The sequence below is a fragment of the Gottfriedia acidiceleris genome, assembly GCF_004138285.1.
Lineage (GTDB): Bacteria > Bacillota > Bacilli > Bacillales > Bacillaceae_G > Gottfriedia > Gottfriedia acidiceleris_A.
The window spans coordinates 1-23,311 of the sequence record NZ_SCFN01000030.1 but is presented as its reverse complement, the minus strand read 5'-3'; the positions used below and the strand labels follow the sequence as shown (position 1 = coordinate 23,311).

The following is a 23,311-nucleotide window of genomic DNA, read 5'->3' as shown; positions in this document are numbered from 1 at the left end:
ATATTAAAAAGCCATTTCTTACATGACAAGTTGTATCATCATAAAAATTACCTGTTCTCAAAATAACCAAATGGTAACCTCCTAGCTTATATTAAACTCTAATTTTTAGTTTTGGAAATATCCATTACGATTATTCTTGTTCAACTATACTGTCATTTAGTTCAACAAGAAATATCAGGCTTGTTCTTAAACAAAGTCATTATTTAAAGTTTTTATCTATTGTACCTCAGACCTCTTAAAAAACCAGAACAAAAGTTCTTACTTTTAATAAATTATCGTATACAAGAACATATGTTTGTGTATAATAAATAAAGATATAAATAAAAGCGAGAACATACATTCTGTTAATTGGAGGTACTTATTATGTACGATTATTCAACTTTTCCTGAAGACTTGGTTTATTTTGTTGATATGAAGTCATTCTTCGCTTCAGTTAGTTGTATATTAATGGGATTAGATCCACTTAAAGTTAAATTGGCAGTCGTTGGTGATACAAATAGAGATGGTTCAGTAGTCTTAGCAGCTACACCTGAAATGAAGAAATTAGGAATTAAAACAGGAAATCGACTTTTCGAAATACCTAAACAAAATGACATTTATATTGTCAATCCATCTATGAGTTTGTATGTAAATATTTCAAATAAAATTACTGAACTTATGCTTACTAAATACGTCGCTCCTATCGACTTCATGCAATATTCAATTGATGAATTTGCTTTTTCAATGAAAGGTTATCAAAAACTTCATAGGCTATCCCCTGTGGATCTAGCTTTTAAAATCCAACAGGATATTTACGATCATTTTGGCATTTCGAGTTCTATTGGAATTGGTAGTAACTTGTTACTCGCAAAAATCTGTATGGATATAGAAAGTAAAAAACATCCGAGTGGTATATCACAGTGGACCTATGTTGATGTCCCTACCAAAATGTGGAATATTACTCCCTTAAGTAAATTCTGGGGCATTGCTAAGAAAACTGAACAGAAGTTAAACAGATTAGGCATAACTACTATTGGTGAGTTGGCACGATACCCGAAAGAAGTTTTAATCAAACAATTTGGGAATGTGATAGGTACAGAATTACATCTTCATTCTAATGGAATTGATTACTCTCGAATTGGTGAAATGAAAGACTACAAACCGAAAGATAAGTCAATTGGCAAAAGCCAAGTTCTATTAAGAGACTATCATTCACATGAAATTAAAACTTTAATACTAGAACAACTTGAGGAAGTTTGTTTTCGATTAAGAAATCAATACAATCAATCAAGAACTATTCATTTTGGGATTGGTTATAGTTCTGGCATTGGCGGATTTTCTAAAAGTGTCACCATTGATGAACCAACAAATTTAACAAAAGACTTTTATCAAGTTTGTCTTAAAATTCTAGAAGAAAATTATAATCAAGAACCTGTAAGGACTATATCGATCGCTTTAAAGAACTTTGTAAAAACTGACTCAGAACAAATTTCATTTTTTACTAATCCAATTAAAAAGCAAAAGGAGCAAAATTTATCAGTTGTGATGGATTCAATAAGAAGAAAATATGGAAAAAATAGTTTGTTGAGAGCATGCAGTTTTACAGATTTCAGTACTATTAGAGGTAATAATAAGAAAATTGGAGGTCATTTCGCATGACACAAGATCGAATGGGTCGAGGAATTATTAAATGGCAACCTTTTGTATCGATTCCACAGCAGTTTAAAGGGATTGCTGAAATTATCGATAATCAAAAAAAGGTAGCTCATCCAATATTAAATGACGATGAGCAGGAACGTATCAATTATATTCTTGTTGAAGCAGTCGAAAGAAAAAATGATGTATCTTTAATTTATTGGGATAAAGGTTGTATTGAAACAGAAATTGGGAAAATAAAAAAGGTTGATCGGTTAAACGCTACTGTTATCTTTGTAGATAAATACGACTGTACTCATACACTCTCTATGGTTTCATTAGTTGATGTTATACCCATTTTCTAGTCTTATGGCAATCTTTCCTATACATTTATTAGGTGGTTCATCCTTAAAAATTGGATATAAAAATCAAAGCTTTTTATAGATTCCTAATTGAACTAACGCATCTTATAGTTCAATTAGGATATGTTTTATTTACTTTTGAATATAGCAAAAAGGCTGAGTAAAGAATTACTCAGCCTTTTAATTATGCTGTTTGAGCTATTTGTAAAATAGTGTTCCCTATTCTTTTCATTTGATTTGTATCGAAAATCTCATCAAATTCCAAGCGTTTGACACCATATTGTAGGTATAAACCTTTCTCCAACATACCGTCCTTAAACCAAGAAACATCCTTTATCGTTTGATAGCGGAACTTTCGTACCATCGTTTGACTATTATCTATAAACCACACTCTTTTATTTGTAGCAATCAGAAAACCTTTAATTTCTTTCTTTTTAGATTTATCAAACTCACAATTGATAAATGTTAAACCTTGCTCTCCAGTTTCAAAAATATTGTTATAAACCCATTTAAAAAATGCTTCATTCCTTTTTACTTCGTTGTATTCATATTGTGTGTAATCTAAGTTTTTTACATCAACCATTCGAGAAAGGACTGATTGGATTCTTTGCTTTTCTTGTTCTTTCATTTCATCAGCGGCGCGTTGTCGTTCTTGAATATGTTTAATATGTTCTTGTTTCTTACGACTTTTCTCTTCAGCTATTTTATTTCTATATGTTTGAACATTTTTTAAAGCTTTTTCTTTATCCGAGTTCATTGTCAGAAACTTTACAAATATATCTTCAACCGCGTAACAAATCTTTTGGTATACTCTCATTCCGTCCACACCCCTTATTTAAGCATTTTTTTGGCAACATAAAATCTTCTACCTAACCATCCCGCAACACCAAAAGCAAGTGTACCAGCTATTTGACGATTATTTTCTTTTTTCTCCTGTTCCCCTTTTACATAATTGTATTGATAAATTACATCAGCATGCGTATATTTCTCAGGAACTTTATTGCTTTCACCATTTAAACCTGCATTGAAAGCGACTTTCGCTATGGATTTTACTATTTTATTAGAGCTAAATCCTTCTCTATACCAACCAATATATTTATCACTTTTTAATTTCGGTTGTTTATATTTAACCATCTTAAATGCTGCATCATATCCTTGTTTGACGTAAGTTTTTTTTAATTCCGCTTGACCCTTTTCATAACCTTTTTTATATGAATCTACAATAATGGCATTATCATTTTTAAGATCATTTAAAACATCTGACTTTCCATCTTTAAAACCAAGAGCTGTATACCTTTCAGTTAAGGCTTTATTAAAGCCTTGTTGATATGTATCTTTTAAAGCTTTAATTGATAAGTAGCTTTTAGGAATTGTAACCGTGTCTTGTTTTTTACCCAACGTGTAACCCTCATTACTCGCTTTAAATTTAAGCTTTTCTAATTCTGCTGCACCTTTTTTGTAGCCAGTTTCATACCCTTTTCCAAACCCTTCCTGATAAGCATCAGAACCAGAAGTTGATGAATCATTTAAATTTCCTTTTTCACCATCACTTAATCCAGCTGAATAACCAGCTTTTTCACCTATTGAGGAATCTCTTACAGCTTGTGCTTTCGCTATTTGCTCGGGACTTCCATTAATCTTTGATGTATCATATCCAGATGGCACCTCGCACGGAATTCCATCATCTACCACGTTTCCCCAACCATCCAATCTTTCTGGGTCATAAGTAGCCGTGTAACCTTTTTTATTCCAATATTCAACCACTTCATCATAACTAGAGAAATCAGAGCAATCTTTATCCCATGTACTATTAGAGTTTCCAGATGAACTAGAACCTCCGCTTGAAGTTGAACCGCCACCGTTATGATAGTGATATCCTGTACAAAGTCCCTTTGCTTGTGATTTTGCTGAACAGTTGTGACCCCCATTTGCATCGGTTCTTCCAGAGTGTGCATATGCATTTTGTTGAAACACAAACACAAGTAAAATAGCTAATACTGTTGCAACCTTCCTCATCACTTTATCCCCTCTACCTATATAGTTTTCTATTACTATCTTACTAATTCCATATAATGGATGTAAACGTTTTCCTTATTTTTTGTTAAATGAATTTAATGTGAATTTAATTTTATATAAATGAAAAAGCAATCTGATTTTAATAATCAACTTTCTTTTCAGTAGTAGAAACACCCCCATCCGTGCGTCTTTTTCTGTTTAATTTCATTCTGCACAAGAAAATTGCAATGAGCTCCAGTTAATTTAACATCGACTAAAAAAAACTAACGAAATGCGTTAGTTACATGAGAAACTCTATAATTCCAAATATCAATGATGCGGTATTAACAAATTGATAAGATCAAAACACTGAAAATAAATTAATTTTACCTACGTTTCAAAAAAAGTGTAAAAATAACATAAAAACACCTAATTAAAGAAATTAATTAGGTGTTAAATCAATTTATTCATCCGATCATTTTGTTCAACCAATGCATGCGTTAGCGAATCATGGATCCTCTGAGTCACCACAGTGAATGGAAGTATAAATCGTTCTTCCATGGTAGTTCAATAAACAATTTACATAACTTTCTCATGTTCGACCGTTTCATCTTTTTCGAGAAATCTAAAATAAGGAAATATTAGCCCACATAAAGCTGTTCCAAAAATGAGTAAACCAATAATTAAATATAGATTTCTTTGTCCTAAACTATCTCCAGTCTGTCTAGCGAATAATATTCCAAATGGCATCATTGTTCTAATTAATAATAGTCTAATCGAAAAAACAGATCCCATTACATTTTTAGGCACGCTTCTTTGTAATATCGTCGTATTATTTACATTAAAAAATGGTAGAAAGATTCCTGAAATTAATTCACAAACTAACGCTAAAGGGTAGTTCCCTGCAATACTTAGTCCTATGAAAGAAATACCACCCACTAGTAAACCGATTAACATTTTAAATCTTAATTGTTCAGAGCTAATTTTCCCCACTAGTATTGACCCAATCAAATAACCAAGTGGGAATGTTGCAGAAAAGAGTCCATACATAAAGGTTGTCCCATTCATTTCACTCATTATGTAAGGTAAGTTAATAACCATTGTTACGCCAACACCGAATTGTAAGATTGATGTAAAAAATCCTAACCATACAATTTGCTTATTTGAAAAGAAAACTCTGTATCCAAATTTAATTTGAGTTATCCATTTTTCCTTTTCTCTATTTATTAATTTAGGTTCTTTAATGAATGCTAGATTAATGGAGCTAATTAATAATAAAGAACATACTAATAAATATGACCACTTAACTTCCACAAATGAAAGTAATAATCCGCCCAAGGTAGGACCTAAAAAACTCATTAATCTTAATGTTCCATCCAATGTTGCATTTGCTTTATTTAGTAAATTCGAAGGAATAATATTTGGCATTATTGTCATACTGGTAGGAGCATAAATTGGCTGAATACACCCAAGAATAAATTGGACTAGATAGATGACCCAAACAGAACCATCTCCACTTAATAGAAATACTAATGGAACACTAAAAATAATAGCACGACTTATTTGAGAGAAAATCATTAATCTTTTTTTGGATAATCGATCAATTAATGGACCAATAAACAGTTGTACAATTAAGGATGGGATAAAATAGATGAGCCAAATTGTACCCATTTGAACAGTTGAACCAGTTTGTTGAAAAACAAAAATTGTATTACATAATGAGGCTAATGTTCCCCCAAATTCTGAAATAATTTCACCAATCCACAATGATCGAAAAGACACATTCTTTAAAAGATTATTTTCCGTTCTCATGCTAATCCCCCATTCCCAAATACTGTTTAGTTTTCATAAATAACAAACTTAGATTTTTTTCAGAGAAATAATATTTAGATTTTGTAACTTTGACAATCTGAGCTGCACGTAAAATTGAAAGATGATGATGCAGTGTTGTTTTAGGAACTTGTAATCTATCAGTTAATTCTTGAAGTGTAAGTTCATCATTCGAAAGTTGTTTTAGTATTCTAATCCTGGTTTCATCAGCTATTGATTTAAAAGCATTTAGTAGCAGTTCAGGAGCGAGTGTATTTTCTACTTCAATTAAGTGTTCATCTGAGATAGGATAAAAAAAGACTTTAGTATCTAAAAGATTCATTTCCAGATTCCAAGGACGGTAAATTAACTGAGGAATTAATAAAACATGATGAATAGAAGGTTCTGGTTGATATTCAATTCCATTCGTAACAAATTCAACAAATTTAATAGCATTATAAGAAGATTTCATTCTACTTTTTTGAGTAAAATCAGATTTAAGTAATTTTAAAAATTCTTTTTCTTTGTCTTTTACAACAAACTGATACCAAAGCGTAAAGACCTTGATGATATGTTTTTTTAATTGTTCAACATCGGTATTAACTAGATAGTCAATATATCCTGAAAAATATTTATGACTTTTTGTAGCTTCAATCCATTTTTGAATAACTGCTTTACTTCGGCGAGCTGAAATCTCAATCCTCGAATTCTCATATTTTGCTCCAATATAAGGAAGGCATTGATGTAAAAATTCCTCTGTACTCATCGTAATAATTTTTTGAACATAATCATTAACTGTTTCAAATTCTTCTGAATGCAATAACTGAAGAATGGCATACCAAGTATTGTATTTTTTTACAATTTCTAATTCATGCTCCAATTCTTCTGACCAGTTTTCTTCTAGTTCATTCCAATAAGTTGTCCGACTGCTTAATGTGTGATGGATTTCTGGATAAGTAAAAGCAGCAATCCCTAACGCAACTTCCCATAAAATCGAGTATTTCATTTTTACTTCATATGTTTCTCTTTCAGTACCAAAATTCATCGTTTTCATTTTTATCACCTCTTACGAGTATTCTATTATTTTCGAATTGAAAATTCAATATATTTAGAATAACTTTTCAGAAAATTTATTCTAATGCAAATCTCATAAAAATTACCAGATACATTTTCCAATGATTTATACCCTTGAAACTTTAACTTAAACCTATTTTTTTACAAATGTCTTCCTAATCGAAAACATTTGTAAAAGCATATAAAAATATATTAAAAGGCAGCGGATTAATTCGCTGCCGTATCTGTGGTTATAAATCTTTATCTTGCAGTTACAAAAACACATGTTTTCCTTGGAATTAAACAAAAAGTGGACTAATGATGATTACCATTAGTCCAACAATAAGACGTCCAATTCTTATGCCAATTAAAATTTATTTTTTTTAAACGAATGCCAGCATTTAACATATGGATTAAATAGATTACTAGCTGTTTCCACTCCAATTTATTGCTTCAGCATCTAAAATGCTCACTTCTCCTAAGCTTAAAATGTGAGGAATAAACGGAAACATACCAAACTGATTACCTTTCTTATTCTCTTCCTCATAGTAATTTCGGGTATCGATTGGAAGCTCAGTCATTTCGTCGTATTCCTCTATATCAATAAAATGAACTTCTTCGCTATTTATGTTCGCAGCAGATCCTAAATAATTTTCTTTACGGTATAAATAAACCACATTTTTATTATTTACTAAGTTTTTAGTCGGGATCTTATAAAACATTAAGTCTGTTCTTACTTTAACACCAACAGTTCTTAGGGCATTATAAACAAGATATGGATGTAAGGGTAAAAAATGAATGACATCGTTCCACAAACAATTCAATTTTGGAATTTCTTTTTCTAACAATTTTGGTCGTTCAGGGTGATCATCATATTTTTTTGCATACTGTTTATATAACTCTGGATCCAAATGCTTTATTTTGTTTAAGGACATAAGTGTTTCGCCACTCATATTTTTTGGTACCATATGATAAACGTATTTAAAACAATTTCCTCCTTTTTTTTCGTCCTTTTTTATAATTCTATTTTAATTTTCTTCGTCTTTCTTACTAATCTATATTGCAAGCAAAATAAAAAAGACCAACTAAACAGTCGATTATGTTATATAACTAATGCATGCGTTAGTAGTAGTACAATTCTTTTTTTCAATAGTAAAAAGGGAAGTTAAACAAAGTGAAGTTCACTTTTCTTGCTTCCCTCAACAAATCTTTTACACTATGCTGCTCAATAAAACCTTTACTTAAATTTAATACTGTAATACCTCATCGCCTCTAAGCTACCTTCATATTCAAAAATTCCCTTTTCGATTAATTTCCTAACCCTATATTCAATAAAACTGTCACCGATATATTGAAAAATATGTCCATAAACTTCACCGACTAATCTTGCACATTTCATAAACCCCTTTTTCTTCCCAATCAGTTTTTTAGCTTTTTCGATTATAAAATCATCGTAATAGTCTTCAGCAACAACTTTTATTTCTCCGTTTTCCCATATTCTTAATTCTCCAGGATTTTCTGAAAGATCTAACCACTGTGTTTCAAAATGTGTACGATCTTCATCAGATAAACTCCTTTGGATCTCCTGACCGTATTTATAAATGTCTTGTAATTCTTCTGAAATAATTTCACCTGAAAAAAACGGCACAAACTTTTTAGCCTTTTTCTTAAATAATTCTCTATATAATTTTCCAGTATCAACAATAAAGATGTTGTTTTTTCTTTCCCTTATCAAATACATTGTAAAAAGAAACCCTGTTTGTTCATTTGCATTTTCAGAAATCCAAATATAAATAGGTACATCTTGTGGTATAGTTTTTATTTGATTTATTGCTCTTTGAGCGTTTTGAAAATATTCATCGAATTCTTCATCTGTATGATATAAATTTTGTTTTAACCAATGATACCTTGTTTTTTGACCACTCTCTTTATCCAATTTACCTATTGGACCGACAGCTAAGTTTTCGTCGCAAGTAATAATAAATTCATCTTTATGTAGATTTAATTCCTTTAATACTTGTCTTAAATACGGGTATCCAAATTGTATATGAACTTTTTGGTGATTACCTTCATAAAACTGATTTTGGTTTGTATTTGGATAGAGAATTTTGTTATACATTTCTTTAAGATCATTAGCGAAATCGGCTAAAGATTCTTCTTTATCTTCCAACAATCCAATCTTAAAAAGAATAAATTGCAAGTATAACCTTACTTCCTTTTCTGGTAAGTCCTTTACTATTTTTTTAATATCGAGAATATCCACCTAAAAAACTCCTTAGTTAATCTAATAAATGTATTCAACAGCACAAGCTAGTTACATAGAGAATCTTATTATTTATTTAATAACAATTTTTTTAATGTTTCTGATTTATTTTTATTTAACTTCCCATAGTTTCTTTCTTTATCGTTACTTAAAAATTCAGCTTTTCCATTTTCATGAAACCAAATTTCATACTCATACAATCTTTCAGGCATGTTTTTCTCTTCTTTATTATATAGAACTGCTTTCACATCCCCTTCTCTTACCATAGAAGGAAATGCTTTTTCCCATCTAATTTCGTGTACAATAGACGCTAGTTTCTCTAGTGTTTTTTGATCAGAAACAATCGATACCTCTCCATAATTTCCATCCTTTTGTAATGCTTGATAAGTTACCCTTGTCAATTGCAGTTGTTCTTTTCCACATCCCGAGAAAATCGTTAAAATGACGAATACTACAGACGTTACTAAACCTAATTTCTTCAAAAAATCTCCTCCCATAACCAACCTGTCCATTTACTATATAAAAAAGAGTATATTTACAGCTCATGAACCTCAACTAATGCGTTAGTGAAACAAGTTAATGATACTGAAACCAAGGAATCCAGTTATCATTCCGATCTTTAACTATGTAAAGTTCTCCAGTTGCAGCACTCACAGCTGGAAGTATCTTAGGGAAAATTAATCGAACGAACCAAGAGTTTTTTGCTACTTCTTTTCCACAAAAAGTTACTGCAATACCGAAGTAATGTTTCTCGAATCCAGTCAAGCTTGCAGCAGGTTGAATTTTTTCGATTCTCCATTCTTTATGATTAGGATCTGTTCCATATACCTTTGGAATAATGTCATTTAAAGCACTGCTCAATTCATCTTTGTCCTTTGTATTTGGCTTTTGTAAATTCTCAGTTGGAGGGCATTTTGCATTTACTAGACTTTCACCATAAGTTGTGCTTGGGTTCATAAATAATAGCATAAATGAAGTTATTAAAATTAATTCACCTCACTATTACTATCCCCTAAGTACGTCTGTTTCATTTTTGCTTTTGTTTAACTATCGCTCGCGTTAATTGATTTAGGTTTTATCTCTTTTATGAAACCAATGAAGAAAAAGAAGGACCTCGGATATCAAATATACAACTGCTATCCATATAAATACATAGACTTTATTCGAATCAAAAGGTATTTTTTTATTTATCATTAAAGTTAATAAAATGGCAATGAATATACCAGTTAAAATACCTAAAAATTATTTAACCCTTTTTAGTAAATAAGTTTTCATTTTTCACCTCAGTCAAAATAGTTTTTTATATTCTATTTTGATAGTAAAAAAATAAGACCGCCAAAGCAGTCCACCTTATGTAACTAACGCACCAGTTAGTTACATAAGCACTTTCAATTTTCAACCTCTAAATTAGTAATTTTTATATTAATTAACTACACGAATCCTAACATAATAAGTTGCTATTTTTCCTGTTTCAAATTCAGATGAGTATTGAATGATATAATGCCCAGGTTTTGTAATAGTTTGAACAGTCGATTCAGTTTCACCACGTAAAAAAACATTTTCATCTACATTGTAAATAGATACGTTGGTAGCATCAGTTGATGCATTATTTTTATAAGTAATAGGATGGTTTGATTGGACAATTAATTCAGGTTCATTTTTTAAATGTGTATTAAGTTCATTTACGTTTTTAAAATAAAATTTTTTTGTTGTATCTTTTCCAAAAGCACTGTAATCATAATCTTTTGCTTTCAATTCGTATGACTTATTTTCAATATTAATTGAAGCAGTTGGTACATTTGGAGAATAAAAAAAACTATAATAAACAAGAAAAATTAATACGAATGCACCAATATATCCCCATATTTTTTTTGATTTAAACATTTAGCTCCTCCATTAGTAACAGTTTTTACTGTAAAAAAAAGACCGCAGAAGCAGTCAAACGTTGTACAACTAATGCTTGCGTTAGTTGCATTACATTATACCTTGATACTTTTAATAATGTAACGTATGCCAATAACAAAAAAAATCACACTTAACAATAAGGGGAAGATTCCAACCTTTTCTAAAGCTGTTCCGAACACACCGTAATTGCGATTCCATCCCCCACCATAATCAGGTGCCGTCAAGTATAGCGAATATATTGATGCTGAAATAAGTGTCATTCCATATAAAAGAATACTAGATAAAACTGCAATACCGCCAATTATAAGGTTTTTCATTTTGTTTCTCCTCAATTTTTATGTATATATGTTTAATTCTATTCTTAACTCTTTTAACCCTTTTTTAATATTCCTTGTCCAACTAAACTTCCATTTCGTATTATATGGTTAGCCAGAATTTTCTGGTTGACCTATTTTTTATAGGTTATATGATTACAGTAGCCAGGGTAGAACGTAACTGCCAGTGGGACTATGATCCCGTCCGCTAAACTGTTCTCCCTCTACTTATAGAAACATGTTTGAGGCTGGTTGGGACTTGATCCCGAATAACAAGCGAAGCTATGAAACTATAAGAAGAGAAAAAGGGCTACCGTAGCAGACCTTCTTTTGAACTAACGTATGGCATTAGTTGAATTAAATCTTAGGCATCTCCATAATAAGCAGCTACATAGATGAACCCTTTTTTCCGAACGATATAATTTGTTAAAAATGAATCGGTTGCTTTTTCTTTTGGTGCTTTAGTTAAAGAATAACATTTCGCCTGCTCTTTTCTTAGGTACGCCTTATCCATCTCATTATGTTGTTCGTCATCTACTATTTTAGTCTTTACTGCTAAAATAGGGTGACCATCAAACAATACATGTGTCCTCAATGCAATTGATGGCGAAGAATGTAAAACATAAAATAAAATGATTGGAATGATGAACACAGGACTAAGTATCAGCATGATTTGTTTCCACGTTATTTGCTCCATTTTATCACCTAGTTTATTTACTTATAGAAAGAAAATTCCAACAACTTCCATAAAGTTCATTATACATTATATTTCCACTACTGTAATTTGGGGGAATTCCGCCATTTTTATATAGATTTTCAGAAAATCCTTATACATCTAAACTGACATTAACTTAAATAAAAAAAGCTGCATATTAGCAGCTCTTGATCTTCAACTAATGCATTAGTTAGTTGAATAAGACTTATATGTATTTAAACACTAATTCTTTATATATAATTTTATTATTCTGATTCCGTCTTTTACAATATCGACTAATATTTTTCTTTGTTCGTTATTCCAAGTAGGTTTATATTTTTTGCCTTTGGGTGTTACAGTTGGTAAGTTATTACCCCAAAACAATTTTTCATACACTTTATTTATTGATTCTTCTCTTTCATCTCCATAAAAATTTTCTCCTACTGAAGAAGCTAAATCTGATATGTGATTCCAATAATCAAGAAAATAAACACTTTTAATTATTGGATTTTTACGAGTTAGCCAGTTTATAGCATAGTCTATTGAAATAGAATTTATATTGTTATCCATTAATTGAATGTTCTTTGCTTTAGCATAATCAAACAACAAATTTTCAGTTTCAAAAACTTTTATTTTATTATTTTCCGTAAGAAAACCATCTTTAACTGCACTATACCAAATGCAATAGAATTCATTTTTATTAAAATCAAATAAAAAAGGGTAATATTCCATCCCAAAGACCTCCTTATTATGATTTTAATTATACAGTATCATAAACTGCCATTTAGGAAAATTAAAAATTCGACTATTTAGCCGATTTTTTATACAACATACGCATGCGTTAGTTCAATAATTTGGCGAATAAATATAATCCGTATCGGTATCAATAACAAAATCGACTTCGATTTCATCATCGAAAGGCAACTGTTCAAAACGGTGTAATCGACAAAACACATCTGGTAGATCTCTAATGTTATTTACCATACTTAATGCCTGTAAATATTTTTGTTTCAATACTTTTTTAGTACACTTCCTACCTGTCAGTAATGCTTGTGTAAAGTATCCATCAATTTCGACGATCATAATGTTCACGACTGGTTGCTAACCAATCTATATAGCTTAAATTTTTATTATGTAACTAAAGCATCAGTTAGTTGAATAAGAATTTCATACAGCTTTTTTAAGTCTAGTTCCAATAAATGTCGTAATGAGTATATAGACAGGATAGAAAATTAAAAAGAACATCATTATTAATCCTGCTCCAAAATTATCATCATCTATATTATTGTTTGGAAACAAAAATGCATTTAATACAAAGAACAGAACGAAATATGGAAACCACAATACAGAGGAAAAAAGAGACCATAATCTACATTCTAACCATTTTTTTGTAAGCAAAGGAATAATAACGAACAATGCAATCAATAGTAATATCGCTACTCCAATTGAAATATTCCATACTAAATTCATATTCAATCCTGTTAAACCTTGGATCTGTTCGCTACTTAATAGTGAATTGATAAATAAAAACGCAAGAAATCCATATAGTGCACTTACAATGTTAAGTTTCAAAAAGTATTTCAAAAAATACAACTCCCATTCACTAAGGATAGCAATTATTTTCAAATGTTTTCTTAATTTTATATTAATTTTAGCATAAATAAATTTCACTTGTATTTGGATTCTAAAAATTACCAAATCTTATACAACTAAACTGCCATTTTGTTGAATAAAAAAATGGGCTGCCAAAGCAACCCATGTTGTACAACTAACGCATGCGTTAGTTGAATAAGCATATTTAGATTTTTCCCTTCCAACCTATCCAATCATCCTCGTGATATTCATTTAAAGATACAACTAAATCAATATCAATTACTTGCTCAGAAAAAGAATCATAATCAATGTACTGATGTCCTTGTCCTGATTTACTATTTAACAATGCCTTTAACAACTCTTTAACATAGCCCCATCCCTCTATAGGTAATGTTTAGACAAATCCATCTCCTGTTTTACACAATCCAGTGTTATTTTTAGAGATAGAAAGGGTTAATTTTGTCTGTTCAAACGACTGAACATACGGTAAGCTTGTTAAGCTGATTGTTTTATTATTGTTAATTCCCAAATTATTAACAGTCTCATTAAACCTCTGTAAAGATGGCTTATCTACTGATATTAGGATAGTTGAAGTCCACTTGAAATCTTCAAAATACTTTAATTTTAGAGTCATCATACCACCTCGTTTTATTGGTAATAATCATTATATTCACTTCAAAAATTAAAAATCCTTCTTCAACTAACCTGCCATTATGTTGAATAAAACTTATTTTTGATTCAATAATGTTTCAATTGCAGTAACTAATTTCGCATCATCTTTTTTTGTCTTTCCTACTAATTCACTAGTTGTGAAACTCATTAACTTTTTGTCTTGATTATACAATGTAACACTGTATAACCATCCCTTCACATTAGTGTTTTTATTTTGGGAAACTTTAATATCTTTAATATCACTAATAAAGTTTTTAATTGCCTTCTGTTCTGTTATTACTGTGTTCTCTCCATTCTGACCGTTAGTAACTTCAATTTTATTAATTTCATTTAAATTTCCGTGATACACATCTGAAAAACTCTTGTTACCCGTATTACAACTAGATAGTAATGAAAATAGACTAATCGAAAGAATTAAGCATATAATTTTTTTCATATTTCCCCACCTCCAAATATTTTTAAGTTAATTATATCAATTTAACGACTTTAGTAATTTGGGGGAATTTCGCCTTTTTTCATAGAATTTCCAATAATCCTTATACAACTAAACTGCCATATAGTTGAATAAGGAATCAAAAATTCATGAACAAATAATTAAGCTTAATCAACGAATTCATATTAAATTACTATCAGTAATCAAACCCACTTATTTAATGATCATTATGGATAATAAAAAAAGGAGCTTCGTACTAATAAATTCACAAGAAAAAACCACCCTCATCTATTGTTGGGTCGGATTGGCGGGTGGTTTTTCTCGCTTATTGAAGAAATAAACTTGTCATAATATCCACTATCAACGTGTCGATTATTTCTGAGGACAATGCACTTGCAGATGCATTGTCATTTATATTCTTTAGCATATCACAAGATATACAAATGTTAACTAGTAGCTATTTTACGAATCTTTTTCAATCAAAGCATTCGTTAAATGATTATTTATTAAATAACAATTTTTTTAATGTTTCTGATTTATTTTTATTTAACTTTCCATAGCTTTTTTCTTCGTGACTTAAAAATTCAGCTTTTCCATTTTCATTAAACCAAATTTCATACTCATACATTCTTTCAGGCATGTTTTTCTTTTCATCATAATAAAGAACCGCTTTCACATCCCCTTCTTTTGCCATTGAAGGAAATGTTTTTTCCCATTTAATTTCGTCTGCAATCGACGCCAGTTTCTCAAGTGTTTTTTGATCAGAAATAATCGATTCCTCTCCATAATTTCCATCTTTTTGTAATGCTTGATAAGTTACCCTTGTCAATTGTAGTTGTTCTTTTCCACATCCTGAGAAAATCGTTAAAATGACGAATAATACAGACGTTAATAAACCTAATTTCTTCAAAAAATCTCCTCCCATAACCAACCTGTCCATTTACTATATAAAAAAGAGTATAATTACAGCTCATGAACCTCAACTTATGCGTTAGTGACACAAGTTAATGATACTGAAACCAAGGAAACCATTTACCATTCCGATCTTTAACTATGTAAAGTTCTCCAGTTGCAGCACTGACAGCTGGAAGCATTCTAGGGAATATTAGTCGAACGAACCATGAGTGATTTGCTACTTCTTTACCACAAAAAGTGACTGCAATACCGAAGTAGTGTTTCTCGAATCCAGTCAAGCTTGTAGCAGGTTGAATTTTCTCGATTCGCCATTCTTTATGGTTAAGATCCGTTCCATATACCTTTGGAATCATGTCATTTAAGGCGTTGATCAACTCATCTTTGTCATTTAAATTTGGCTTTTGTAAATTCTCAGTTGGAGGGCATTTTGCATTTACAAGACTTTCACCATAAGTTGTACTTGGGATTATTAATAATAGCATAAATGAAGTTAGTAAAATCATCTTCATGAATTAATTCACCTCACCATTACTATCCCCTAAGTATGCCAGTTTAATTTTTGTTCTTGTTCCATTAAGGCATGCGTTATTTTTATAAGCAACACCTTATTTTACATATACCAAAGTAATTCATTTTTCATTTTCTTACCCTTTTTATTTTTCTTTTGTACCACTTCCCATTCCTTATTTCTCTTAATTACTTCATAAAGTGTATTTGTTCCATCCGATCTCTTAAATAGAATGTATCCTTTATTTCCATATATAAAAGTAACTGGATCAATGACATTTTTATAAGGTGGATGTATCTCAGGATTTAAAAAATTGTCAACAATCTTCTCAGTAATTGCAGCAAGTGATTTATATTCCTTTTGTTTTTCTGCTTTATATTGGAGTTGTGAATAATTATATTCTGAATATGAATCTAAATTTAAATGAAACGATTTCTTTATATCTGAAATTGTCTCGAAATAAAATTGTTTTAATTTCTTTTCCTCTTCATCGCCTTCATGAACATAACTAATCCTCTTTATCCCCATTGGGCTTACATTGAAGATCATGGTCTCTTTCCCGTAAGGTGGATTAAGCGCATGTTCAAACGTATTCACTTGGACTTTTGCTTTAAAACTAAAGCTCCCTTCACTTTCCCTCTTAATACTTAATATTTCTGCATCATATAAACCAAATTGTTTATGATAACCATAATAATCTTCTACCCCTTCTGAAATATATGGATAGAGTGTGGTCAACAATGAATCATGCAGTAATTTATTATTTACTTCATTTTGACTTGCTTTTATAACATTTGGTTGAATAAGATAAATGAAAAAACTAATCGAGATGAATAAAAGATATTTTTTTCTCATTTTGACCTACCTAAAGTAATTTTAGGTTTAAGATTTCCTTCATTTAAAAATCGATACATAGCCCGTAAACTAATTAATATTGTTGTTTAAATATCACTTATTAAAACCTTACAATAACCACAAACAAAGATTATCGAAGTAGTCCATCGTTGTTTACCTTGTGCATGTTAAACAATCCTTCAATCACTTAGAATTACGACATTTCCTGCAACTAACGATTGGTCAGTTGAGCCTGGTATTTCAATCAAATCAAACAACACCTTTTGCCCTTGTTTAAGAAACCGATATCCATCAGGGAAACGAATATGATCAGGCATTATTGAACTAAAATGAACAAAGACATGAAAACCATCATTTCCGTCAAGAATTATTCGACCATATCCTTTTTCCTCTTTAAACCATTTCACTATACCTTCACGTTTTAAAGACATAGCCACACCACCTAAGATCGACTTTCTTCTTTAAAACTTATGCAACTAAAGCATGCGTTAGTTGAATAAGAATAGCTAATATATTTTATTTTTTCGATTTTAATATTATCGTTTCTTCTTTATTATCACCAAGTACTAAGCTTATCTTTGCTGTTTCATTTGACCGAGCATCTCTTATGCTATTGGTCCTGATTTCTATCTTTTTAGTATCAAATATCGGTTGACTCATTGTATCTTTTATTTGAGTTGTGTTACCTGCAATATTGAGAGTTAACTGATATGTATGAGCGTTAAATAAATCCATTCCCGATTTTTTATACTCAATTTGAAGAATATCTTTACCTGTGAGAGTTTTTTCACCGTGAATGTATAGTGCAGTATATTTGACATTCCAGTTATCATTTTCTCCTGTAAGAATAACTTTTTCCGTTTTATCTTGATTGGAACAACTACTTAAAATACTTACAACAAAAATTAATGCTAACCCTAATCTCTTCATCTTCTATCTCCTAATGTTTGTTTATCTTCTACTTATACAGAGTGGTTACGATTAGTTACCATCTCTATTAGGATTAATTTCTACATTAGGTCTATCATTCCTTCAATTTAAAAGTTGGGTTATTTTAGCCTTGATTTAATAGTATTAATAAGTTCATTTAAGTAAAAAGCATCTTAAATTAGTATAAATTAACACAAAAACATGCGAATCCTTATTCAACTAAACTGCCATTTTGTTAAATAAAAAAATCGGCTAAAATCCGATCTTGTTGTTCAACTAATGCAATGCGTTAGTTGGATAAGAAATTTAATTTTCCCTTTGCATTGTTTGTACGATTAAATAACTGTGTTTTTATTCGAAGTATTTCTCACTTTGTTTATGATTTTAAAGATTATATAAAATACTAAATAAAAACCTAAGAAATTAAAAATAACATTTTGCACTAAACCAGTATGATGTCCTGTTTCTGTATATCCATAAACTGCATATGGTTTTCCATACCAATGATAATATGGTAATTCTTTAGGGTTTGTAGGGATAAAAGCAGTTATTACCGTTGTGACTAAACTTAGTATAACAACTAGATTTTTTTTCATTTTATTCCCCCTTCAAATGTTTTAAGTTAATTATACCAACTCAAAGACTCTTGTAATTTGGGGGGATTTCGTATTTTGTTACATAAAATTCATTCATCTATCCTGCCATTTTGTTGAATAAAAAAAATCGACTAGATAGCCGATCTTGATGTTCAACTAATGCATTAGTTAGTTACATAAGAATTTTTATGTATCTGGAGAAGTCTTGAATTACTTAAGTTTTTTCTGCATTAAACCAATTACATTTGAAAAAGTATCGGTTACTAATTCGACTTCAAGATCTTTTGCTAAGCATTCAAAAGTAGAATCGTGAAAAGTCAAAATAAAATGTTTATATTCATTGAACATTTTTAAATTATGATAAGGATGGACTTCATTCATTTTTATTAATGTTCTTAACCAAGATGAATCATTTATAAAAAATGATGAATATGGTTTTAAACCTCTTGAAGACAATGGATGCCCATCAAAAGCCTCATCATTTGGAGGTCCAAATAGTGTAGAATAACAGAATCTAAATGTAATTATTGCCATTGGTTCAAGTTCACTGTCATAATCAATGTCTGCTTCTTCTGTATAGTAAGCGACTACTGTTGTATGTTCGTCGGACAAAACGACTGGACAAGGAGCACCAACAGATGACTGCGGAATATTCTCTAAGGATATAACTTTATCTTTTTTATCCACGATATACATTGTTTGACCACCTTTTTATTAATAATTATATCATTCCTTATTCCACTAAACTGCCATTTTGTTGAATAAAAAAAGCCGCATATAAGCAGAGTGCCTTTTTTCTGTCTATCGAAAAAGTAAATTAACGAGAACTGCTAAGACTATAAAAAAAATTGCTCGTTTAAAGAATCTCTTCAAGTCGCACTTTGAATCTAAAAAGAGGATGACTAAAACGTAAATACCACATATAACACCGAATACTAAATCAGAAATATTAAAAAGTTTTTGTAGAAATAGAAGTACAACTATTATTAGGATATCAGAAGTTTTTATATCTTTACTTTTGTTTTTCACTATAAAACTCCTTTATTTTCGTAAGTTTTCTCCTTCGATATTAGACTCCTACTTAATTAATTCTATTTAATATTGTTAGAGTCCTTGTTCAACTAAACTGCCATTTAGCTCAACAAAAAAATCGACTTTTCAGCCGATCGTTTTGTTCAACATACGCAAGCGTTAGTTGGATAAGCTAATTTATAAAAACTCGTAAATCCCAACGAAATATTTGTAATCTTCATCAGTAATAATTCGCTTTCCATAACCCTCAAAGAAAATTTTTACATCAAATTTACTTTCAAAAATATTTGGCTTAGGACGTATTGCTAAAGAAACATCATACCTTGGGTCTCCGTAAGCTCCACCACTCCAGTCAATAATACCAGTGATTTCTCCGTTTTTTACTAGTACATTATCAATTGTGTAGTCACCGTGAATTAAGGTTTGATTAAGGAAACTGGGTTTATCTTCTTTCAATTTGTCTAGCAATTTTATTGAACCATCTACATTGTAATGTTTTGTAATATATTCAGCCTGGTTTAACATATCGTCAATCCACTGTGAACCAAATATTAATTCACTCGGACATTTAGTAGAATGTATTTTTGATAAACTTTTACCAAAATTAAATAAAGATTCTTCCCTTTTTATTTGGATATTCTCTTTTGACAAATAATTCCTCAACGTCTCTCCTTCAATATACTCCATTAAGGTCCAAAACCAATTATTATCTTCAATGGAATAGTAAACTTTTGGTATTAATAATTCTGATTTAGATAACTGATTTAGAATTTGAACTTCTTTTGTCAGTAATGTGGAATATCGTTCTCCTTGTGACCTTTTTATTACGAAGTAACCATTATTTGATTGAATAACACCGACGTTCGATGTGTATCCCTGTAGAGGAAATTTTATTTCTTCAATTTCTCCTACAATATTTTTAATGCCATTTGGAATTTCGTTTAATCTAATTGGTTCCACAATTAATCTCCTAAAAAATTTTATTGTTTTATTTTAGGTTCTTCACATTTTTTAAAATCCCTTGTTCAACTAAACTGCCATTTTGTTGAATAAAAAAGCCGCATATAAGCAGCTCGTTTTCTTCAACTATTGCATGCGTTAGTTGAATAAAATTTATTAAAACGCGACATAAAAAGGGTGTTCTTCTTCATTTAGTATTTTTAGAATTCTTTCTTTGAAATTTGACCACGAGATCATTTTTAATGCCTCTTCTAGTGTAAAGAAACCTACCTCTAAACTTTCACTACTAGTTTGCATTTCTCCACCGATAGCTTTCCCTAACCAACATGTCGCACAAACATTCGATTTTAAATTATGATAAATACCACAGAACTTGATTACTTCGATATCAATCCCAGTTTCTTCTTTTACTTCTCTAATAACGCCATCATGAATCGTTTCACCGATTTCGATTAGCCCACCTGGAAATTCCCACCCCCTGCGAGGACCTTTAATTAGCAAGATTTTACCTTCATCATTTAAGACAACTGCACCAGCAGATAAAGAATGTTTAGGATTAGAAATTTTGCCCACCGCCTTTATGAATAATTTAGAACCATAGATTCTTATTTATTTCATCATAAATCTTTAATTTCCTGTCATTGTTGTTCAACTATTCTTCTATTTTGTGTATTTAAAAAATCGACTACAAAGTCGATTAAGTTACTAAACTATTGCATGTGTTAGTTAGATAAGGAAAGTTATTTATTTTTAATTTCTTCTAATAAAGAAATCACCTCTTTATTTTGTTTAATTAAATTACTATTTTGCTTTCTAATCCTTGTGAAATGAACCAAATATACTATTAAAATTATTATTATTAAAATAATCATAGTACACCTCTAATTTTATCCTATTCAATAATTACCCTATTACTTGACATAAACTCAGCATCAACAAAAGGTGTATTCTTATTTAGATTTTTGTAAGGACTTGGTAAGAATAAACTAACTAAAACATTTCTGCTTTCTTTTAATTGATTTTTTTGGATTGAGCATGTGATTGATTTTTCTTTACCTGATTTTAATTTATCATAAACATAAAGGTGTTTAGAGTCGATTTCGATTTGTTTCCAGTTCAAAAGAGTGACTACATAAAAATCAACTTCTTTATCCCATTGATTTCCAAACACTAATTGATAATCAAACCTACCTAAATTTTTACTTAAAATTGGTTTATATTTTTCCTTATTATTTCCTATTAGTACACCTGAGACTGTCCCTTGATTTTCAAAATCTTCATTTTCCGCTTGAAAAATAGGAGTATTGTTAGTTGGAATTTTATTAATACTTTTTAAAATATTTACTCTAACCGAATAAATTTGTGAATCATTAAATGCTTCTTCTATTGTTTCATACTTATTATTAGGATTCTTTATAATTAGGTAACTAAGGGAGTGAAAACCATCATCAATTCCTACTTCTATATGAATAGGGGTTATGTTTCCTGACTTCGTATGAAAAATATAGGAATCCATTGATGTCCCATCTATTTTAAAATGAACCTGTTTTCCATGATCAAAAAGTAATAAGATAAATTCAAGATCTTCTGAGGTTTTATTCTCTAAAACTAGCGTCTTTTTGAAAAAATCTTCTTTTAATGTAAAAGTTCTTTCTTTTTCAATAGTTTTATTTTCGCTATAAAAGGATAGACCGATACCTTCTGCTCCCTTAGACACTGGAAGCTCATGCCCCCTATAATCATCGTTGTGTTGTTTTATTTGGATCTGCTCCTTTTGGCAACCTGAGAATAAAAATAAAAAGATTAACAAAAATATTTTGGCTACATAGGCATGTACTTTCATAAATTTCTCCTATCTTAAAAATTTTAGAAGCTTTTGTAGCAGTTGCTACAGCAGTGGCTGCATTTTGATCGACACACTCTTTTGAGCCAAGACCGTTGATCCCATGGTTAAGGTAGTAAATACGCCAGTTTTATCAATAGATTTATAACTACTTTTACTTTTACTTGTATAAGATTTAGAAGATCCTATGCCAATTAAAGTCATAGTAATATTACCGAATTCATATGTTCGAGTTACCATTGATAATGCTACCTAGAATGGGGAAGTTAAGGTAGAATAAATCATTAAACTAGCTGGAAGAAATAACATTACGAATGTAAATGTGATTGCATCAACTTCGGATTCATTTACATTTGCAGGATTAAAAATAGAAAAAACAACCCACAAAATGATACTCGTAACACCTGATAATACCCCTAAGATAGTTGAAGTTTTTTTTATTTTGAAGTCCCCCTAATCCATAGATTTGTCCAAGCTCATAACTAATATATTTATATTCTATGATTAGCAAATTTTTCCTTTTCTTGTTTCTTATTGAACAAACCTACAAGTTATTCAAAAAAAAGACCGCCGAAGCAGTCGCTCCTTATTAAACTAAAGCATGCGTTAGTTCAATAAGATTAATTATTTAGAAACCAAGGAGTTAATTAGATCATATTTTGCTTTATTTTGTAGAATAATCAATTGAATTAGCTATTTGAACTAATATTTCAGGGGTCACTTTTTCAGAGACCTTTTCATTAGCACTAAATAATTAATGTAAATTACCTCGTTCAAAAACTAATAGGTTGGCACCTCTAATTTTCATATATGTTGCCTTTTCTCCATTATTAAGTTTATATACCCTTACAACGTCCCTATCAAATATTTTCATCCTATACTTTGCAAGCTTTATATTAATAAAGAAATGAATTCCTGATGACTTTTCACTAATAAATTCCATGTCAAATGAGTCATTCTGTTCA

General features: G+C 30.2%; 30 protein-coding genes. 2 read left to right on the top strand and 28 right to left on the bottom strand.

Going from position 1 to position 23,311, the window contains the following annotated elements:
- Positions 1–363 precede the first annotated feature (363 nt).
- Together EP747_RS22595 and EP747_RS22590 are read left to right on the top strand one after the other, a co-directional pair.
- Positions 364–1,638 (top strand): DNA polymerase thumb domain-containing protein, encoded by a 1,275-nt coding sequence (locus EP747_RS22595; protein WP_129692239.1) that lies wholly within the window; start codon positions 364–366, stop codon positions 1,636–1,638.
- The gene (locus EP747_RS22590) at positions 1,635–1,979 is read left to right on the top strand and encodes a YolD-like family protein (protein WP_129692238.1); all 345 of its coding nucleotides are present in this window, start codon (positions 1,635–1,637) and stop codon (positions 1,977–1,979) included. The genes EP747_RS22595 and EP747_RS22590 overlap by 4 nt, the downstream gene beginning before the upstream one ends.
- Positions 1,980–2,160: 181 nt before the next feature.
- On the opposite strand, the gene EP747_RS22585 is transcribed toward EP747_RS22590, so the two are convergent.
- The 28 genes from EP747_RS22585 to EP747_RS24550 form a co-directional block, all read right to left on the bottom strand.
- Complete coding sequence (locus EP747_RS22585) at positions 2,161–2,793, bottom strand: PH domain-containing protein (protein ID WP_129692237.1); 633 nt, start codon at positions 2,791–2,793, stop codon at positions 2,161–2,163.
- Positions 2,794–2,807: 14 nt separating this feature from the next.
- Complete coding sequence (locus tag EP747_RS22580; RefSeq protein ID WP_129692236.1) at positions 2,808–3,992, bottom strand: YHYH domain-containing protein; 1,185 nt, start codon at positions 3,990–3,992, stop codon at positions 2,808–2,810.
- Between the two features lie 558 nt (positions 3,993–4,550).
- Positions 4,551–5,783, bottom strand: a complete 1,233-nt coding sequence (locus EP747_RS22575; protein WP_129692235.1) for an MFS transporter — start codon at positions 5,781–5,783, stop codon at positions 4,551–4,553.
- A 1-nt stretch (position 5,784) separates the two neighbouring features.
- Positions 5,785–6,834: an ArsR/SmtB family transcription factor gene (locus tag EP747_RS22570; RefSeq protein WP_129692234.1), complete on the bottom strand. Its 1,050-nt coding sequence runs from the start codon at positions 6,832–6,834 to the stop codon at positions 5,785–5,787.
- A 424-nt stretch (positions 6,835–7,258) separates the two neighbouring features.
- A complete protein-coding gene (locus EP747_RS22565; protein ID WP_235832974.1) occupies positions 7,259–7,768 on the bottom strand; it encodes a group-specific protein in 510 nt (169 codons plus the stop codon).
- Positions 7,769–8,070: 302 nt separating this feature from the next.
- The gene (locus EP747_RS22560; RefSeq protein WP_129692232.1) at positions 8,071–9,096 is read right to left on the bottom strand and encodes a DUF1835 domain-containing protein; all 1,026 of its coding nucleotides are present in this window, start codon (positions 9,094–9,096) and stop codon (positions 8,071–8,073) included.
- 68 nt (positions 9,097–9,164) lie between these two features.
- The gene (locus tag EP747_RS22555) at positions 9,165–9,578 is read right to left on the bottom strand and encodes a hypothetical protein (RefSeq protein WP_129692231.1); all 414 of its coding nucleotides are present in this window, start codon (positions 9,576–9,578) and stop codon (positions 9,165–9,167) included.
- Between the two features lie 94 nt (positions 9,579–9,672).
- The gene (locus EP747_RS22550) at positions 9,673–10,053 is read right to left on the bottom strand and encodes a hypothetical protein (RefSeq protein WP_129692230.1); all 381 of its coding nucleotides are present in this window, start codon (positions 10,051–10,053) and stop codon (positions 9,673–9,675) included.
- Positions 10,054–10,518: 465 nt separating this feature from the next.
- A complete protein-coding gene (locus EP747_RS22545; RefSeq protein WP_129692229.1) occupies positions 10,519–10,980 on the bottom strand; it encodes a hypothetical protein in 462 nt (153 codons plus the stop codon).
- Positions 10,981–11,075: 95 nt separating this feature from the next.
- On the bottom strand, positions 11,076–11,318 hold the full coding sequence (locus tag EP747_RS22540; protein ID WP_129692228.1) for a phosphatase: 243 nt from the start codon (positions 11,316–11,318) through the stop codon (positions 11,076–11,078).
- A 361-nt stretch (positions 11,319–11,679) separates the two neighbouring features.
- Positions 11,680–12,012, bottom strand: a complete 333-nt coding sequence (locus EP747_RS22535) for a hypothetical protein (RefSeq protein WP_129692227.1) — start codon at positions 12,010–12,012, stop codon at positions 11,680–11,682.
- 240 nt (positions 12,013–12,252) lie between these two features.
- Positions 12,253–12,741, bottom strand: a complete 489-nt coding sequence (locus EP747_RS22530; protein WP_129692226.1) for a hypothetical protein — start codon at positions 12,739–12,741, stop codon at positions 12,253–12,255.
- A gap of 114 nt (positions 12,742–12,855) precedes the next feature.
- A complete protein-coding gene (locus tag EP747_RS22525) occupies positions 12,856–13,092 on the bottom strand; it encodes a hypothetical protein (RefSeq protein ID WP_129692225.1) in 237 nt (78 codons plus the stop codon).
- Positions 13,093–13,176: 84 nt separating this feature from the next.
- Entirely contained in the window at positions 13,177–13,593 is a 417-nt protein-coding gene (locus EP747_RS22520) for a hypothetical protein (RefSeq protein WP_129692224.1), read from the bottom strand.
- 214 nt (positions 13,594–13,807) lie between these two features.
- Complete coding sequence (locus EP747_RS24435) at positions 13,808–13,960, bottom strand: hypothetical protein (protein WP_165347231.1); 153 nt, start codon at positions 13,958–13,960, stop codon at positions 13,808–13,810.
- 36 nt (positions 13,961–13,996) lie between these two features.
- A complete protein-coding gene (locus EP747_RS22515) occupies positions 13,997–14,239 on the bottom strand; it encodes a hypothetical protein (RefSeq protein ID WP_129692223.1) in 243 nt (80 codons plus the stop codon).
- A 90-nt stretch (positions 14,240–14,329) separates the two neighbouring features.
- Positions 14,330–14,710: a hypothetical protein gene (locus EP747_RS22510; RefSeq protein ID WP_129692222.1), complete on the bottom strand. Its 381-nt coding sequence runs from the start codon at positions 14,708–14,710 to the stop codon at positions 14,330–14,332.
- A gap of 496 nt (positions 14,711–15,206) precedes the next feature.
- Positions 15,207–15,617 (bottom strand): hypothetical protein, encoded by a 411-nt coding sequence (locus EP747_RS22505; RefSeq protein ID WP_129692221.1) that lies wholly within the window; start codon positions 15,615–15,617, stop codon positions 15,207–15,209.
- 94 nt (positions 15,618–15,711) lie between these two features.
- A complete protein-coding gene (locus tag EP747_RS22500; RefSeq protein WP_129692220.1) occupies positions 15,712–16,131 on the bottom strand; it encodes a hypothetical protein in 420 nt (139 codons plus the stop codon).
- A gap of 101 nt (positions 16,132–16,232) precedes the next feature.
- Positions 16,233–16,985, bottom strand: coding sequence for a DUF3888 domain-containing protein (locus EP747_RS22495; protein WP_129692219.1), 753 nt, complete (start codon positions 16,983–16,985; stop codon positions 16,233–16,235).
- A gap of 179 nt (positions 16,986–17,164) precedes the next feature.
- Positions 17,165–17,416, bottom strand: a complete 252-nt coding sequence (locus EP747_RS22490) for a cold-shock protein (RefSeq protein ID WP_129692218.1) — start codon at positions 17,414–17,416, stop codon at positions 17,165–17,167.
- An 85-nt stretch (positions 17,417–17,501) separates the two neighbouring features.
- A complete protein-coding gene (locus EP747_RS22485) occupies positions 17,502–17,915 on the bottom strand; it encodes a hypothetical protein (RefSeq protein ID WP_129692217.1) in 414 nt (137 codons plus the stop codon).
- 335 nt (positions 17,916–18,250) lie between these two features.
- Positions 18,251–18,511, bottom strand: coding sequence for a hypothetical protein (locus tag EP747_RS22480; protein ID WP_129692216.1), 261 nt, complete (start codon positions 18,509–18,511; stop codon positions 18,251–18,253).
- A 210-nt stretch (positions 18,512–18,721) separates the two neighbouring features.
- A complete protein-coding gene (locus EP747_RS22475) occupies positions 18,722–19,207 on the bottom strand; it encodes a hypothetical protein (RefSeq protein ID WP_165347229.1) in 486 nt (161 codons plus the stop codon).
- A gap of 513 nt (positions 19,208–19,720) precedes the next feature.
- Positions 19,721–20,503 carry an aminoglycoside phosphotransferase family protein gene (locus tag EP747_RS22470; protein WP_129692215.1) on the bottom strand — a complete coding sequence of 261 codons (783 nt, stop codon included), beginning with the start codon at positions 20,501–20,503 and terminating at the stop codon, positions 19,721–19,723.
- A 156-nt stretch (positions 20,504–20,659) separates the two neighbouring features.
- The gene (locus tag EP747_RS22465; RefSeq protein WP_129692249.1) at positions 20,660–21,067 is read right to left on the bottom strand and encodes an NUDIX hydrolase; all 408 of its coding nucleotides are present in this window, start codon (positions 21,065–21,067) and stop codon (positions 20,660–20,662) included.
- 328 nt (positions 21,068–21,395) lie between these two features.
- Entirely contained in the window at positions 21,396–22,346 is a 951-nt protein-coding gene (locus tag EP747_RS22460; protein ID WP_129692214.1) for a hypothetical protein, read from the bottom strand.
- A gap of 754 nt (positions 22,347–23,100) precedes the next feature.
- Positions 23,101–23,311: hypothetical protein (locus EP747_RS24550; protein WP_419179337.1), on the bottom strand; the 211-nt coding region annotated here is incomplete at its 5' end.

Bases quoted from the DNA above. Each gene is read 5' to 3' on its own strand.
- EP747_RS22595 (WP_129692239.1), top strand. From the start codon at position 364: ATGTACGATTATTCAACTTTTCCTGAAGACTTGGTTTATTTTGTTGAT.
- EP747_RS22590 (WP_129692238.1), top strand. From the start codon at position 1,635: ATGACACAAGATCGAATGGGTCGAGGAATTATTAAATGGCAACCTTTT.
- EP747_RS22585 (WP_129692237.1), bottom strand. From the start codon at position 2,793: ATGAGAGTATACCAAAAGATTTGTTACGCGGTTGAAGATATATTTGTA.
- EP747_RS22580 (WP_129692236.1), bottom strand. From the start codon at position 3,992: ATGAGGAAGGTTGCAACAGTATTAGCTATTTTACTTGTGTTTGTGTTT.
- EP747_RS22575 (WP_129692235.1), bottom strand. From the start codon at position 5,783: ATGAGAACGGAAAATAATCTTTTAAAGAATGTGTCTTTTCGATCATTG.
- EP747_RS22570 (WP_129692234.1), bottom strand. From the start codon at position 6,834: ATGAAAACGATGAATTTTGGTACTGAAAGAGAAACATATGAAGTAAAA.
- EP747_RS22565 (WP_235832974.1), bottom strand. From the start codon at position 7,768: ATGTCCTTAAACAAAATAAAGCATTTGGATCCAGAGTTATATAAACAG.
- EP747_RS22550 (WP_129692230.1), bottom strand. From the start codon at position 10,053: ATGAACCCAAGCACAACTTATGGTGAAAGTCTAGTAAATGCAAAATGC.
- EP747_RS22545 (WP_129692229.1), bottom strand. From the start codon at position 10,980: ATGTTTAAATCAAAAAAAATATGGGGATATATTGGTGCATTCGTATTA.
- EP747_RS22540 (WP_129692228.1), bottom strand. From the start codon at position 11,318: ATGAAAAACCTTATAATTGGCGGTATTGCAGTTTTATCTAGTATTCTT.
- EP747_RS22535 (WP_129692227.1), bottom strand. From the start codon at position 12,012: ATGGAGCAAATAACGTGGAAACAAATCATGCTGATACTTAGTCCTGTG.
- EP747_RS22530 (WP_129692226.1), bottom strand. From the start codon at position 12,741: ATGGAATATTACCCTTTTTTATTTGATTTTAATAAAAATGAATTCTAT.
- EP747_RS22525 (WP_129692225.1), bottom strand. From the start codon at position 13,092: ATGATCGTCGAAATTGATGGATACTTTACACAAGCATTACTGACAGGT.
- EP747_RS22515 (WP_129692223.1), bottom strand. From the start codon at position 14,239: ATGATGACTCTAAAATTAAAGTATTTTGAAGATTTCAAGTGGACTTCA.
- EP747_RS22510 (WP_129692222.1), bottom strand. From the start codon at position 14,710: ATGAAAAAAATTATATGCTTAATTCTTTCGATTAGTCTATTTTCATTA.
- EP747_RS22500 (WP_129692220.1), bottom strand. From the start codon at position 16,131: ATGAAGATGATTTTACTAACTTCATTTATGCTATTATTAATAATCCCA.
- EP747_RS22495 (WP_129692219.1), bottom strand. From the start codon at position 16,985: ATGAGAAAAAAATATCTTTTATTCATCTCGATTAGTTTTTTCATTTAT.
- EP747_RS22490 (WP_129692218.1), bottom strand. From the start codon at position 17,416: ATGTCTTTAAAACGTGAAGGTATAGTGAAATGGTTTAAAGAGGAAAAA.
- EP747_RS22485 (WP_129692217.1), bottom strand. From the start codon at position 17,915: ATGAAGAGATTAGGGTTAGCATTAATTTTTGTTGTAAGTATTTTAAGT.
- EP747_RS22480 (WP_129692216.1), bottom strand. From the start codon at position 18,511: ATGAAAAAAAATCTAGTTGTTATACTAAGTTTAGTCACAACGGTAATA.
- EP747_RS22475 (WP_165347229.1), bottom strand. From the start codon at position 19,207: ATGTATATCGTGGATAAAAAAGATAAAGTTATATCCTTAGAGAATATT.
- EP747_RS22460 (WP_129692214.1), bottom strand. From the start codon at position 22,346: ATGAAAGTACATGCCTATGTAGCCAAAATATTTTTGTTAATCTTTTTA.